The following is a 14,009-nucleotide window of genomic DNA, read 5'->3' on the forward strand; positions in this document are numbered from 1 at the left end:
CGACTGGTATAGATTCCAGTTATTACCAGTAGCGTCAAAAAATTGATAATGATTTAACGTTCCACTCTCTGATTCCGACGAATAGAAATTAATTGGCGTGCCATCTGTAGCAAAAAACGTTTCATAAGCTGTGATGATACCATCACCACTTACTGATTCACTTAAATTATCCTTGCTTGCTGGTTCACCATTACCACTTACTAACTGACTAATATCTAAATATATTTTATTTTCTTCTATCGCTTTCTTAAACTCAGCGCTTTCAATTTCTTTGTTCGAGCTCATACAAACTCCTTTTCGAAAAATAAGAACGAAAATCACTTATATCACACAAAAAAAAGCAAGTCCCATCTTATGAGCGTCAACGCATGGAGGCGACAACCGGAGCAAAAAAATAATTATGTAGGTCAGGCGCGCATTCGATAAGTTTCACCTTACAACCCCTCAGTGTCAGGATAGTTGTGTCGCACAGATGGAGGAAGTTAGGATAAATACCTGCCACCAATTACCATACGGATACGCTCTCCCCTTAATAAAATCCATTATGTCTTTGTCATATCCATAAGAAAAATCACACTTGGTTATCCCTTTGCAAAGCTCTAATTTATCCCTGGACACGGTCTTTAAGACCGATGGCGCCACACGATAATTGGGCTGATTTCCGATACCTCGTAGCCAGACTGCAACCTTACCTCCTGGAGTCAGACCAATTTGCACTTTGTCATAGATATTATTGAACGGATCACTTTTCCCACTTGGGTTACGCATCTTTTCCACCACCGAGTTTGGTAAGGTCAGATGGGTTTCATACACCTTTTTATCTATCACCGAATCCCAGCAAAAAAGGATATGCCTGGGGGGTTGCTTAACGTGATTCCAGTGCCCGTTGAGCGCCCGCACGCGGTCGTTCCATTCGCCAACAACGCCATACAGCGCCTTCGTGCTGTCGAGAGTATTAAATCGATAATCCGTACCGCCAGCATCAAGGATAGCGACAAAAGTTACTACCGCAGGCAGCGCCTGAGGCGTGAAAAAATTAAATTTCCACTCGGTGGGCACATCGTTTTGGACAGAAGCCTCGGGCTGGCCCGCACCGTGGCACGCCATCAGCACCAGTACCGGAAGAAGCCCCGCCAGACGGGTTATTTTCATATTTTATTTCCATCCATATCGTAAACCGTTCGCTGCCAGCGTTCGTCAGGACGGTTGGTAAAGGTCACCAGCTTCGCCGGTTTGACTGCCCCAGCTACCATTCCCTCACCATCTCTGACCACACTGTTCCAGTTGGCTGAACAGTGGATATATTTTTCTGCCAGCATTTCGATTTCCTGAGTGGCAAAGCCGGGAGCAGATGTCCCATTCCGTACCGCGCGGCCCATCACAATCGCTTTTTCACACAGGCTGTTCAGATCAGCTCGCAGTGACAGATTATCGTCTTTAGGTAATATGGGATCGAATACCACGCCTGCGTCCTGTGCCGCATCGATCATCACCCGCAGCACCACCTTCGACCAGTCGTTGCGCGTTGGGCGCTCAATGACCGCTGCCGCCCCGCTGCGTTTTTGCGGTAAGCCGTAGCGATCGGCTGGCATCCGCTCGTCGTGCCAGGTATCAATGTTAATCTCCAATGCCTGCAACAAAGGGGCAATCGCCGGCCAGGTATCCATCGCACTGAGTTGTTCACAGGCCTGCTGATAAACCCGCGTTTTCGTATCAGGTGTGGTAAAGGGCACGGTTTCAAACTGCGGACGGGTAATGAAATAGGCTTCGTACTCATCAGGGTTATAACCGCCACCAATGTCAGAGTGCGCACCAGGCAAAGCCAGTTCCGGCCACGCAGGCTTCACACTGTTCAATGCAAAGTTAAACCGGCATTCGTGCTGTGCGGTGATATGAAATACCTTCTCGGCCACCCCCGGCCGCAGCACAATATTCACCTCGCCCGTATCGGCGCTGTGCGGATTGAACCCGTTGACCGGCGTACCGATGCCAGCCACCGTATCAAATATCCCCAGAAAACGGGTTTTACCGCCGGGCGTGCCTGAGAACTCAATACTTCCCAGGCCGGCCTTGATGGCAGCGATAATCGCCTGATCCTGACTGAATACCCGGTTGGCAAAATGCCGTGCCGCCGCCGCTCCCCGGCTGAAACCGAAAATATCAAACTGTAATTCCCTGACGGTGTCGATATCGGTTCCGGATGGATTGGTTAAATAGTCTTTGATGGCGGCAACCAGTGCCCTCACTGCCTTGTCGGTTTTACTCACCACACCGGAGTGACCCCGGCCGGTGCCCATCCCGTAAGCACTGTCGCCTTCCCCGCTTTCCGTACCAATCCCCTCGATATAAATTGCGTTCTGTCCCTGCTCGCTATCAACGGGGAGGTTGGTAGAGTACAGCGTATTGAGCCAGTGCACATTGGTGTAATAACCGAGATGACTTCCTGCCGCGAAGCCGCTGTGTCCGCTTTTTAGCTGAACACACTGGAAATAAGCTGACTGAGCATCGGCATTGTTCATCCCAAAATGCTCTCCGGAGCAGGCATCAAGGCTGGCGGCGGTATTATCCGCATTATTGCCGGTGCCGTCGAAAAATACCCCAATGGTCAGGGTAATTTCCCGCTTCTGCCTTTCCTTTTTGGCCACCTGCGCGTGCTGCTCTGGCTCTGCTGCCTGTTTCTTCGTGTTCTGAGCATACTGCGCTGGCTCCGCTGCCGGTCCGCTATTCATCAGCATTGAGCGCGGAGATATGGATGGGGCAACCGAAAGCGGTTGACTGCTCGCAACAAGACGATGGCTACCGGCTGGGCAACCACACGCCACACGATGGCCGTCAAGTGCGGTTGGTACGCCGTAAAAACGTAAGTTTACTTCCCCTTCGGCAATAACCCCGATTTTCCCGCAAGCCGGGCACGAAACCTTATGCCCTTTCAGCGCAACAGGAATACTATCACACGTGTAATGATTTCCCTGTGCCCCCTCCAGTACCCGCCCCCCGGTGGTGGTCGTATCACCTTGGCAAATGACTGATATCCCCTGATAGTTCATCCCTCGGCTCATACCCTGCGAACCTCCTTGTAAGCCTCTTCCATGACATTACTCCATGTTTTATTATGGGTTGTATCCGGAACCAGACTAAACTCCCTACGACAAACTGTCAAAAATTGACTAGAACGCCATCGTGGATAATAAACGTCTGGACCGCAATGACAAGCTTGCCATCAGACAGCCATGCCCAACCACCAAACATCTTCCTGTAAGATTTCTTCCAACCCTTTATCGCGTGCCAGGAGATTTCCTTTTCGTTGTTTCTTTGTATTTAAAGTATGTCTGTGATGGTGCATTTGTGTCTCGTTGTAGTTCCTGCTTTTCAAGCAAGAGTTTCAACAGCAAAACTATCATGATCCAGAGTTGCCCCTGACATTAGTATGGCTTATCATACTAAAATTCGAGTGTCACAGAACCCCGACCCGCTTCGCGGTGGCAAGTTAAAAAAGGTTTTTTTATGGCAAAACCACGTATTTTTATTAGTTCAACTTTCTTTGATTTACGGTCAATGCGGGCTAGTCTTGAACGTTTTGTTAAGGAAATGGGTTATGATCCAGTCCTATTTGAACGAGGTCATATACCATGGGGTAAGGAAGAGTCGTTAGAGAACTATTGCTACAGGGAGATACATACCTGTGACATTCTGATTGCAGTTATAGGTGGGAAATTTGGTACAACCTCTCGTAATAATGACTCATCAATAACTCAGAATGAAATAAATGAAGCTTTTGAAAAGGGGAAGCAGGTCTATTTATTTGTAGATAAATCTGTACACTCAGAATACTACACATACCAAAAAACAAACACTTAGAAGGCTTCTCACCGGTTTCCGTAGATAATATAAGAGTTTTTGATTTCCTCCAGTCTATCTTTAATTTGAATGTTGGGAACCCGGTAGAACCTTTTGAAACAGTTGAAGATATTATTCGTTTTTTGAAGGAGCAATGGGCAGGGCTTTTCCAGAGATTACTTGCTACAACTTCTAGGGAGTTTGAGAGTAAGTTGATTGGTGATATTAAAACAAGTAGCGAAACATTGCGTTCTCTAGTGAATGTATTACTTAATGAAAAAAACCCAAAGCAAGTTAATGATATTTTAATGCTTCACCATCCAGCTTTTGAGGCAATAAAGAAAGTTGCAGGAATATCATATAGGGTTATTTTTTATAATCTTGAAGAACTCACTCAATTGCTGAGTGCACGTGCTTATAATCTTGATGATATTTCCTCACCTAAGGATTTTTATGATTTTGATAATCATAAATTGCTAAAGTGCATTCGTGTAAGTAAAGATATTTTTGATAGTAAAGGAAAATTGAAAGTTATGACACCAGCAGACTGGCGGAGCGAACTGGTAACAGTAATAACTATTAACCCTCCTTCTGATGATGATGATGATGATGACATTCCATTCTAAGTGCGCTACTTTGCTTTGTAAATAAATTGATTATCTCGTTTTTTCGAGATAATCAGTTGAAGCTGAACTTCACCTCGAAATATCTAAAGAAGAATCCAGCATTATTGACCCAAAGAAAGGATTCACTTTCCTCGGTAATGAAGTTAAAGCACGTCGTGAAAGAAAACAGGTCAAATGTATTGTGTTGCTGAATTTGCAGGGGTCGAAAATGTTCTACCATAGGGGTGCCGCATGCTGCGCCTCTATACCAGCACACATCGTCCCTGCATTATGAACCTGGTCGTGAATATCTGCAGTCTAAAAGCTTTAGCCAGTCAACTCACCCGCAAATAAGCAAACAGCAAGGCCAACAAAATAATAATCACTGCGGTGGCAATCGCCCCAGACGATCGGCATACTGACGGCGCATAGCGTGTCTCCTCAGGCAAAGTTGTAGCGTTCAGAATGATACTGGGACATCGGCACATTCAGCTCAGACAGCGTCTTCTCTATGGCATCCATCATCACGTTTGGCCCACAGATAAAATACTCATGGTCAGCATAAATCGGCGGCAAATGGCGTTTAAACAGCTCCGCATTGATAAATCCTCGTTCGCCAGACCAGTCTTCTGGCGGCTGAGTCAGCACGTGGACAACCGTCAGGTTCACTCTGCTTTGCAAAGCGTCCAGTTCTTCGCGAAAGGTAATCGATTCCCAGTCTTTGCTGCCATAAATCAGGATCACCGGTTGGCGATCGCCGCGATCGGCAAGCGTGCGGATCATGCTTATCATTGGCGTGATACCTACACCACCAGCAATCAGCACACGCATATCAGATTGCTGGCCAAGCGTAAATGCTCCATAAGGGCCATCAAGGTACACGCGTTGTCCCACCTTCAGCGTGCTTATGCTGCTGGTGAAATCACCCAGATTACGAATGGACATCTCGATGCGTCCATCCTGCACCTCCGCACTAGAGGAAAATGAGAATGGGTGGCCCGTGATGCTGAACGGGCTACCCCAAACGGTCAACCAGCCAAACTGACCGGGCGAGAAACGAAAGCCTGCATGCCCTTCCGGTTGCATCAATAAAGTGGTGGTATCCCCCCGCTCCTGGCGCACTTGTGTAATCCGGTAAGGTTTTCTCAACATAAATAGCGGCTTGATAACCCGGACGTAGAGCAACAGACCAAGCCAGAAAATGATAAGTACCATCCACAGCCCACGCTTCAAAGGATCGCCCAGATAGTAGCTCCAGCCAATCATATGCAAGATCCCAGCGGCCAGAGCAACCAGTGCCAGAATGATATGAGTGCGATGCCAGGTTTCGTAACGGATTTTCAACGGCACTCGCCAGAGGGCCATGATCACTAGCGCGATCAGTGAATAGGTAGAAAGTGCGGCAAAACGAGCACGCCACGGTGCCTCGATAAAATTGAGTAGCGCCAGCAGTTCGGGGCGGGCAATAAACAGAATGATTGGATGGGCAATCACCAATCCTACCGCGATCAGCGATATCTGACGGTGGAAATGATAGATAACGTCTTCACCCAATGGCTCGGTCACGTAGCGAAACCGGGCAGTAAGGCCGAACTGTAACCCCATAATGGCCAACCCGGCATAGCCTAAGGCAACCGAAAGCTCGGTCCAGAAATCGCGTGCGGGTGGCATTGCCCCCATCAAAAGCGCGAACAACGGGGCAAGGATGAAAAACAGATAAATCAAGAGCCAACCAACACTACGTATCTGGTAGTTCATTGGGGATCCCCGAGCAGAACGTTATGAAATCAGTATAATTCAGCACCTGAGATTTACTATTCCACCGGGGATAACCAGCGTTTCTTATCTTCAACGCCGTGTTTAAGTGACAGCGTCACTAATTTCAATCATTCCAACTCCCCTTGCTAACTTGTGAACCCGGTGGACGTTGATGCCGCTTCAGGTTAGTTAAGGTGGTAAAAATTTAACAATCGGGATTTTATGCTTATCTGAAAATTTTGGCAGCAAAACATCTTGCACTTACGGGAATAATATATCATTAAATACTTTATTAATGCTTAAGCTTGCGGAATATGGCCTCTCATACCATATTTATTACACTCTGAAGAATGTGGTGGATTAAGTGAATTACAAAACTTAACCACGTACTTTACCCCGTAACATTCTGAATGAGCTTTTATTTTAATGGGATAACACGCGCCTGCGCAATGCTGGCACGCTATGTGTATTTCATTTTATTTAACATAGCAATTCACCGCTAATATAATTAGCCCGGGAAGTAACCTTTGTGAGCCTCACGTAACTGTTCGCCACCAGCGGTGATCTTGCTTGCGCGCGGCACACACTATTCGTTCCAATTCAAAAGGTTAATATGAATTAAATTACCGTTATTGTTTTTACAATAGCGTACTTTTTAGTGCGTCTAAAAAACAAAAATCATGAACATCCACGTTACTGGAGGCTCAGGGATTAATACACCCCTATTAATCCATAGCAATAAATAAAGCGACTAATGCAACCTGTTTTATTGATTATTCCCGGTGGCAATAATAATGCCGCCATAATAAAAACCTATACAGGCAGCACCTTATGAGCGATGAACAACTTGCATCCGATGCGGCACTACAGCAATTTATCGACCTTTCCCGTTTATTAACCGGTTTCGACCGCTTTGAGTTACTCGGTACTGGCCAAGCGGCCTTTTATTATGAGTGGGAACCCGCAACCAACAGAAAGCTACGACGTGTTGTACCGCATTCTGCCAGACGCGTCTTCGCCAGAAGCCGTTGCCACCTATCAGGATCCTGACTACGTGGTGATTATGCTGCATTCCATGGGGGAATTCCTCGGGGAACGCTCGGCAAACTCGTGGAATTACGTCACTACCAACACACGGGGTGAGGCCGAGGTGTATATCCAGATGAAGGAAATCGACCGTCAATTCTGGGATGCAATGGATAAAACCACCTATGACGTGATGCACGCCATTGCTGGCGATGCCCCTCTTGAATACCAGCACAATAACCCGGATGGCAGTTTTACCTGGGAAAAATCGCCGCCGGATAATATTCGCAATCAGGGGTTGGTACACGAGGCGGGCACCCTGTGGATGGGTGACGATCCAGCAACCTCAGTCACCGCCCTCAACGGTCAGATGCACCGTTATTGAGCTTTGCCACCAATTATCCGCTGCCACTACAGGAGAAAATCAAAAGCAAATGGTCTGAATGGGGATTTGATCGCTAAAAAACCTCCCCCGCACCTCTTCGGTGGTGCGGGAACGGGGTCCAGTTACCGGCTCTTGGCAACACCCTCACCGTTGCTGAAAAACGCATCAATATTCAGATCGTGATTAACCACCTCACCATTGAGCGATCGCACCAGCAATTCACTGCCCAACAGCTGCAATGAGAGTACGGCATCGGGTTTGACGCGTTTGATCTTGTTCATATTCTGGCTTTCATTGACCAACGTGATGGTTTTGGTGTCTGCCCCACCCACCTCTTTGGCAGCCAATATGATGAAAGCGTTAACCGCATCGCTTTCGGTCAAAGCAACAATATATTTCGCCTTTTCAGCCCCGGCTAATGCCAGTGTCGCAACAGCTGAAGGATCACCCTCAACCACATCCGCATGATCGGAAAAATGCTGCTTGTTACCTGGCTCACAAACAATGGTCACGTTACCGCCGCTGTCAATTAATCCCTGATAGACATTTTGTGCCAGTGAAGAGGTACCAACAATAATATAATGATTTTTGCGAGCCATGTGAGAGAACCGCCCTTTGATAATACGTTGAAGATTTTGTCTGATTAGCACGCCAGCGACCGATGCCAGGGAAGCGGTAAAAATGGTAATGCCAAAGATAATCACCGTGAGTGTGAACATCCGCGCAGCAGTGGTATGCGGAATGATATCGCCAAAGCCGACAGTAGACATGCAGACAACGGCAAAATAAAACGCCGTGGGCAGGTCGGTGACCCCGGGGGTGAATTGATCGCCAATGTACAACGTTCCTAACATACTATAGACAATCAATGAGGCCATACTGGTGACAGCAAAAAAACTGGTACTCGCCAGTTTATGCTGGTCGAAACGGCGCCAATAGAATAGCAGCCCTAAGATAGTGAGCAGCGAATACCCCACCAATGCCGTGACTTGCTTAAAGATAACCACATCAACGATGACGATACAACTGAGCATCAGCAACGAGAAAAACCAGGCAACACGCGTTTTTAACAGCAACATACCCGCCATAAAGAACAGCACAATGCCGATCATAAAGCGGGGAATATCCATCGCATCGAGAAACCCCAGAGCCTGTTGCCAGGAGCTGAAATTTTCCAAAAAATCATCAGAATGTTGCAACCCATGCCACAGGATCGGGCTAAGTATCAAGTAGCCATTATGCGCAACCATCAACGCCAGGATAAACGTTGGCGGTACGTAGTTTTCTATCTTTCTTATGATTTTCATCACGTTCATCATTTCAGCACCAATACTTGGCCAATAACCTATTTATAGCGGACTGTGGCTGAAAGTGATGCAGGGATCACTCGCTATGTTGCGCCAACCAGACGGTACGCCCACCACAGTCCGGATCTTCTACTATCGTTTTCACCACGCTAAACCCCTGCTCCTGCAATAACTGCCGATACTCTTCGGGGGCCAGGCTGGCATGATAAAGGGGTTCGCCTTCGAACGTGCCGATAGCTTCGCCATTGCTGGTGCCGCTGGTAAACATTAATGCAGCCTTGCTCTGAGCATGTTGCCGGAAAATGTTAAACATCTGGCGCTGATCTTCGCGCGTCAGATGGAAAAAACTGTCCCAGGCAATTAGCCCATCAAATTTGTCTGCTAGCGCCAGGGTTCTCATATCGGCCACAGCCCAGCGCTGCTCCGGGAAGCGTTGTAGGCAATGGTCGATCATCGGCTGCGAACTGTCCACCCCCGTCACCTGAAAGCCCTGGCGGATAAAATAACCGGCGATCGGCATGCCGTTGCCGCAGCCAATATCCAGGATCCGCCCGTTGTTGGGCAACAGGCTCAGGAAGCGGTCCAACCAGGGTTGCTCAAACAGAGTGGTTGACCGCTTCTGCTCAAACGCCCCGGCATGCCGTTGATAAATGCTGATGATGTTATCGGCCATTGAGTGACTCATCAGTGTGACCTCATGATGAATGTTCTTCTTCATCAACCAGACTTTTTTCCCGGTGCTTCATAAACACCACCTCTTGCGGACTGGAAAGGTTGACATTATGGGCCCGCAGGAGCTTCAAGATATTGAACAGCAGATCGCTCTTGGTGGCGCCGACCATGCGTGGGCTGGCAACGTAACCGGTCACGCTGAGGATAATCCCGTCTGGGCCTAGCTGGCTGAAGCGAACGTAAGGAGCAGGCGTTTCCAGAATGGATTCGTGTTCATGGTAGGCACTCAGCAACACATTGCGTACCTGCTCGGGATCGATATCGGTGGGGAAAGTCAGCGCGACGGTGACCACCCCTTGGGCATTCCCCATGGTGGCGTTACGCACGTTCTGCGAGATCAGCTGAGAGTTAGGCACAATCATGGTCGAGCGATCGCTCAGCTGGATCTCGGTGGCGCGGACATTGATTCGCCGTACATCCCCTTCAACCCCGCCGATACCGATCATATCGCCGACTTTTACCGGGCGCTCCGTTAACAGGATCAGGCCAGAGATAAAGTTCTTCACGATTTCCTGCAGGCCAAAACCGATACCTACCGATAGCGCACTCACTATCCAGGCCAGGTTATTCCACTGGATACCCAACGTCGCCAGGGTGATCAGGATCAGCAGCACATAGCCGACGTTACTGAACAAGGTAACAAGCGAAGCGCGGATACCGATATCGCTGATGGTTTTGGGCAGCAACTCATGGCTTAACCAACGTTGGGTGACTCGCAGCACATAGATACCGATCGCCAGGCAAACCACCGCATTGAGCAGGTTGCTTGGGACGATATTCAGCCGCCTCAGCCCTTCGCCGCTCAGGATAGCAATGATTTTTTCCAGCAAGGAGTTGGGTGTCGTGGTGCCAAACGACCCATTAATCAGGGCAACAATCATCAACAATATCAAAGAGCATTTAGACAACGCGGTGAAGATGACGGTCAGTTGTTCAAGATGGCGATCTTTAAGGTGGAGCGATTTTGTCAGCGCCCGCCCACTGGCCGTCTGGGGGGAAAAGATGGCCGTACAGAAATCGGTAGCAAAGATCACCAGGAAATAGAACGCCATCAGGACCAGTGCGCCCCAGATCAACTGATAGGTCAGGAAGCGAGCGAAAGCCACATAGCCGATCAACAGTGATAACAGGATCACGGTTGCCGATACCATAATAACGATATGGACTATCCCAGCAATCACCGAGCGTTTTTCCAGATGCATCCCCTGCTGCTCTAGCTTAGAGCGGATACGGCGTGCCCGAAACGGTATTGCGAACAAGATTAATGCCATCAGTGCGGTAGCCAGACCATTACCTAGCACCGTGCTACCAAGACTGGCACCAATCACGTTATTAACCAGTTCCACGGTGCCAAAAGCCATAGCCAATCCGGCCAATAACGGCGACAGGAAACGCATGCCGCTCGCAATGGCATCATCCATCTGCGCCAGACGCCATGATGGACGGCTCAGCGAAAGGTACGCTCTGCCTAATCCCGCAATCAGCGCGCAGAAAATGCCCAACTGCATAAATCCATCGGCAAAATCCTGGACCTGAGACGTCAGCGGCTGAACACGAGAGAATGCAGAAATAAGCAGGTTTAGCGCCAACGTGGTGGCAAACAGCGTGATCAACACCGTCATTAATGCCATAAAACTGCGACGTAAGCGGCCATCGGGTAAAAAGCGAATACACACCCAGGCAAAAAACTGCTCAACGAAATAGCGCCCCAGCGACCAGCAAGCCGCAGCCAGGATCAACAAAGTTATAGTCCCGTAACGCCATTCCTCCTGCCAACTGGCCTCCAGGGTTTGCTCCAGTTGCTGTTTAAAGTCATTAAGGCGAGCCAGGTCGTCAGCCTGTGAATTTGACTCTGGTAACCAGAATTGCGAACTAACAATACTGCCGCTATTCAACGCCAGCTGGGATTTGAAGGCCACGCGGCGCAGATCGGTAATTTGTTGCCCTAAGTCGAGCGCCCCCGTTCTGATGGCTTGCGAACGTTTTAAGGAATCGTCCATCTGTTTTTTGGCATTATTGAGCGTATTGCGTTGTTGCACCACACTGGCGGTTTCGGTCATTACTCCAGGTTCGGGCTGCGGGCCAAGCACGTCCAACTGTGCCTGCAACTTCACTTGCATGGGTTGCAGATCGGTGGTCAACTTTTCCGCCGCGGCAGACAGCTCCTGTGTGGCTTCAAACAGCTTGTTCAACTGACCATCGGTGCTCGCCTTTGAGACCTGTTGCTTGATGCTATCCAGCTGCTTTTGATAATTTTTCAGTGAAGCCGCTATCTCCTGCGGGCTGAGTTCAACCGAAGTACCCTGCGGTGCCGCATTGGCCAACGGGGTCAGCGGTAAGCCGAACAACAAAAAGGTGAACAGGAAAATCTGTAATGACTTGATCATAACGGTGAATGCTCAGCATGGGGTTGGCGATAAACGCAACAGGCGAAACGATGAATATCACCGCACCTGGTCAACAATAAGCGGAGAGTATAATAACAACCTACTCAGTGAAAAAGCGCATTAATCCGAGAAGGTTAGTAGAAATTTTGGCTGATGTCTCACTTGCTCCTATTCGGCCATCCCCCGCGACTGCCCACTGGTCAAATAGCAACCACATGCCGATTGCTTTCTAGACTACACCCCTTTAAATGATCGTATTCTGATAATTAATTATTGTTTTACGATAATTAAAAGGCTAAAGTCACTGCGACTTCCACTCAACGACCCGAGGTTTTTATGACATTAGATCGCCTGACTCGCTTCAGCCAACGCATGGCGACCATCACACTGTGCTTACTACTTGCCATGTTGTTGCTTAATGCTGCCTATTGGTTATTCCCCAGCGTTGCCGCCAATGACGGATACGGATTTCATTTTTCCATCTCCAACGATTTAATCAGCGCCCTGGGTGTTGATTTGTATAACTTCCCAGGGTGGCAACTTGCCGGTGGCATTCTCTTATCGAGCGTGCCGCTGCTGGCACTGGCGCTGGGGTTGTATCACTTACGTAAGTTGTTTCAAACCTATGGTCAACGCGCCTATTTTTCAGGCATTGCTGCGCATCACTTGGGAAAAATGGGTCAATACGTCGCCATTTGGACCATTTTAGAGCTATTGTGTCAGCCTTTTCTCAGCTATTGGATCACCATGCAGGAGCCTGTTGGCCAACGGATGGTGACGTTCGGTATCGATGCAGGGAATATTGTTGCCCTGTTTCTCGCGGCCTGTATTGCCGTTATTGCCCAAATCCTGAAACAGGCCAGCAAGTTGCATTGTGAAAATCAACAGTTCGTGTGAGGTTACCCATTATGTCGATCGTCGTCCGGCTAGACGTGTTGTTAGCCACACGCAAAGTCAAATCCAAAGATCTGGCCGCCGCTGCCGGCATCACCGAGCAAAACCTCTCGTTGTTAAAGCAAGGCAAGGTGAAAGGGATCCGTTTTGCTACGCTGGATGCTATCTGCCGCTATCTTGATTGCCAGCCGGGAGATGTACTGGAGCATATCCAAGACCCAGAAATCTACGCAGAAGATGAGTGATCGGCCCAAAACGTAACCCACTCATTGAATCTCTAAATGGGCACTGCATGCAGTGCCCATTCTCAAACTGACAGGTAGGCTAGTAGCAGAAACCGCAAATCCGCTTTATAATCCGCTTACCTATCAACCAAAAACTATGAAAAGGAGGTCCCCTATGCTGTCGTGTGAATGGTTCAAATTCTCACCTCACCTTGGTGATCGTCGCTGCTCAAGCATTACCGGTATCGTGCTCCGATAACCTAAGCTTGAGCGAAGTTTACTCACATCAAAGTTCTTCCCTCCGGCTTACCGGGTTATCGTCGGCAATTTTTTGACGATAGGCATCTGCATGCCTGTAACCTTGAGTAAGCATTATGACGACTTTACTTTCTGTACAATCTGTTGGTATTGATACCGCTTTCGGCCCGCTGCTGGCTGAGGTTTCCTTTAGCCTGAAAAAGGGCGACCGCATCGGTTTAATCGGCCATAACGGCTGTGGCAAAAGCACCCTGCTTAAAATTCTCAGTGGCGATCTGCCTGCCAGCACGGGCACTGTCTACGCCATTCTGAGTGGTGGCAGTCATGCTGAGCGGGTGGTATCCCCTGAACGCGAGCCGGTATGGCCATCCCCTTCGCGGGTAATCAGCGGGCTTTTAAAACTCGAAGCCATCTCACGGGCGTTACGATATGGCGTGACAGGATCATAGCGCTGGCTAATAAACAACAACGGCGGGAGAGCGCTAGAAGGCAATGGAGCATGCGGCTGCTCATGACCAGGGTATGGCCAGAAATCACACGTATCCAGAGGATACTCATGCAACGGCAAGTAGTTGGGAAATGAGGCGGCGGTACTG

Annotated in this window: 13 protein-coding genes and 1 pseudogene; 6 read left to right on the top strand and 8 right to left on the bottom strand. The window is 48.8% G+C overall.

The genetic code is table 11. The features are described 5' to 3' along the window. From ACLQ7H_RS13925 to ACLQ7H_RS13935, 3 genes are all read right to left on the bottom strand, one after another. Nucleotides 1-285 (bottom strand): hypothetical protein (locus ACLQ7H_RS13925; protein ID WP_411753179.1); only part of this gene is annotated, 285 nt, incomplete at its 3' end. 165 nt (nucleotides 286-450) lie between these two features. Next, nucleotides 451-1,152, bottom strand: a complete 702-nt coding sequence (locus ACLQ7H_RS13930; RefSeq protein WP_411753180.1) for a DUF2931 family protein — start codon at nucleotides 1,150-1,152, stop codon at nucleotides 451-453. Next, nucleotides 1,149-3,059, bottom strand: coding sequence for a PAAR domain-containing protein (locus ACLQ7H_RS13935; RefSeq protein ID WP_411753181.1), 1,911 nt, complete (start codon nucleotides 3,057-3,059; stop codon nucleotides 1,149-1,151). The genes ACLQ7H_RS13930 and ACLQ7H_RS13935 overlap by 4 nt, the downstream gene beginning before the upstream one ends. A gap of 445 nt (nucleotides 3,060-3,504) precedes the next feature. On the opposite strand from ACLQ7H_RS13935, the gene ACLQ7H_RS13940 reads away from it, so the two are divergent. Then, nucleotides 3,505-3,858: a DUF4062 domain-containing protein gene (locus ACLQ7H_RS13940; RefSeq protein WP_411753182.1), complete on the top strand. Its 354-nt coding sequence runs from the start codon at nucleotides 3,505-3,507 to the stop codon at nucleotides 3,856-3,858. Nucleotides 3,859-3,923: 65 nt separating this feature from the next. Next, a complete protein-coding gene (locus ACLQ7H_RS13945; protein ID WP_411753183.1) occupies nucleotides 3,924-4,463 on the top strand; it encodes a hypothetical protein in 540 nt (179 codons plus the stop codon). A gap of 420 nt (nucleotides 4,464-4,883) precedes the next feature. Here the strand turns inward: ACLQ7H_RS13945 and ACLQ7H_RS13950 are convergent, their stop codons facing one another. Then, nucleotides 4,884-6,200, bottom strand: coding sequence for a ferric reductase-like transmembrane domain-containing protein (locus ACLQ7H_RS13950; protein ID WP_411753184.1), 1,317 nt, complete (start codon nucleotides 6,198-6,200; stop codon nucleotides 4,884-4,886). A gap of 949 nt (nucleotides 6,201-7,149) precedes the next feature. Here ACLQ7H_RS13950 and ACLQ7H_RS13955 point away from each other — a divergent pair. Continuing rightward, nucleotides 7,150-7,611 carry a hypothetical protein gene (locus ACLQ7H_RS13955; RefSeq protein ID WP_411753185.1) on the top strand — a complete coding sequence of 154 codons (462 nt, stop codon included), beginning with the start codon at nucleotides 7,150-7,152 and terminating at the stop codon, nucleotides 7,609-7,611. Nucleotides 7,612-7,733: 122 nt separating this feature from the next. On the opposite strand, the gene kch is transcribed toward ACLQ7H_RS13955, so the two are convergent. The 3 genes from kch to ACLQ7H_RS13970 form a co-directional block, all read right to left on the bottom strand. After that, nucleotides 7,734-8,918 (bottom strand): voltage-gated potassium channel protein, encoded by a 1,185-nt coding sequence (gene kch, locus ACLQ7H_RS13960; RefSeq protein ID WP_411753186.1) that lies wholly within the window; start codon nucleotides 8,916-8,918, stop codon nucleotides 7,734-7,736. Nucleotides 8,919-8,994: 76 nt separating this feature from the next. Continuing rightward, the gene (locus tag ACLQ7H_RS13965) at nucleotides 8,995-9,603 is read right to left on the bottom strand and encodes a class I SAM-dependent DNA methyltransferase (RefSeq protein WP_411753190.1); all 609 of its coding nucleotides are present in this window, start codon (nucleotides 9,601-9,603) and stop codon (nucleotides 8,995-8,997) included. 10 nt (nucleotides 9,604-9,613) lie between these two features. Beyond that, nucleotides 9,614-12,037 carry a DUF3772 domain-containing protein gene (locus ACLQ7H_RS13970; protein ID WP_411753187.1) on the bottom strand — a complete coding sequence of 808 codons (2,424 nt, stop codon included), beginning with the start codon at nucleotides 12,035-12,037 and terminating at the stop codon, nucleotides 9,614-9,616. A gap of 336 nt (nucleotides 12,038-12,373) precedes the next feature. Here ACLQ7H_RS13970 and ACLQ7H_RS13975 point away from each other — a divergent pair, with 336 nt between their 5' ends. The 3 genes and pseudogenes from ACLQ7H_RS13975 to ACLQ7H_RS13985 form a co-directional block, all read left to right on the top strand. Further along, nucleotides 12,374-12,934, top strand: a complete 561-nt coding sequence (locus ACLQ7H_RS13975; RefSeq protein ID WP_411753188.1) for a DUF2975 domain-containing protein — start codon at nucleotides 12,374-12,376, stop codon at nucleotides 12,932-12,934. A gap of 11 nt (nucleotides 12,935-12,945) precedes the next feature. Then, nucleotides 12,946-13,176, top strand: coding sequence for a helix-turn-helix domain-containing protein (locus ACLQ7H_RS13980; RefSeq protein ID WP_411753189.1), 231 nt, complete (start codon nucleotides 12,946-12,948; stop codon nucleotides 13,174-13,176). 353 nt (nucleotides 13,177-13,529) lie between these two features. Beyond that, a pseudogene (locus tag ACLQ7H_RS13985) lies at nucleotides 13,530-13,712 on the top strand (ATP-binding cassette domain-containing protein); the annotation flags it as partial. A gap of 23 nt (nucleotides 13,713-13,735) precedes the next feature. Here ACLQ7H_RS13985 and ACLQ7H_RS13990 read toward each other — a convergent pair. Further along, on the bottom strand, nucleotides 13,736-13,981 hold the full coding sequence (locus ACLQ7H_RS13990) for an alpha/beta hydrolase (RefSeq protein WP_411753191.1): 246 nt from the start codon (nucleotides 13,979-13,981) through the stop codon (nucleotides 13,736-13,738). Nucleotides 13,982-14,009 lie beyond the last annotated feature (28 nt).

Source organism: Serratia sp. (in: enterobacteria), from assembly GCF_046715635.1.
Lineage (GTDB): Bacteria > Pseudomonadota > Gammaproteobacteria > Enterobacterales > Enterobacteriaceae > Chania.

Coding starts and splice junctions, on each gene's coding strand:
- ACLQ7H_RS13965 (WP_411753190.1), bottom strand. CDS start 9,603: ATGAGTCACTCAATGGCCGATAACATCATCAGCATTTATCAACGGCAT.
- ACLQ7H_RS13980 (WP_411753189.1), top strand. CDS start 12,946: ATGTCGATCGTCGTCCGGCTAGACGTGTTGTTAGCCACACGCAAAGTC.
- ACLQ7H_RS13970 (WP_411753187.1), bottom strand. CDS start 12,037: ATGATCAAGTCATTACAGATTTTCCTGTTCACCTTTTTGTTGTTCGGC.
- ACLQ7H_RS13940 (WP_411753182.1), top strand. CDS start 3,505: ATGGCAAAACCACGTATTTTTATTAGTTCAACTTTCTTTGATTTACGG.
- ACLQ7H_RS13935 (WP_411753181.1), bottom strand. CDS start 3,059: ATGAGCCGAGGGATGAACTATCAGGGGATATCAGTCATTTGCCAAGGT.
- ACLQ7H_RS13975 (WP_411753188.1), top strand. CDS start 12,374: ATGACATTAGATCGCCTGACTCGCTTCAGCCAACGCATGGCGACCATC.
- ACLQ7H_RS13930 (WP_411753180.1), bottom strand. CDS start 1,152: ATGAAAATAACCCGTCTGGCGGGGCTTCTTCCGGTACTGGTGCTGATG.
- ACLQ7H_RS13950 (WP_411753184.1), bottom strand. CDS start 6,200: ATGAACTACCAGATACGTAGTGTTGGTTGGCTCTTGATTTATCTGTTT.
- ACLQ7H_RS13955 (WP_411753185.1), top strand. CDS start 7,150: ATGAGTGGGAACCCGCAACCAACAGAAAGCTACGACGTGTTGTACCGC.
- kch (WP_411753186.1), bottom strand. CDS start 8,918: ATGAAAATCATAAGAAAGATAGAAAACTACGTACCGCCAACGTTTATC.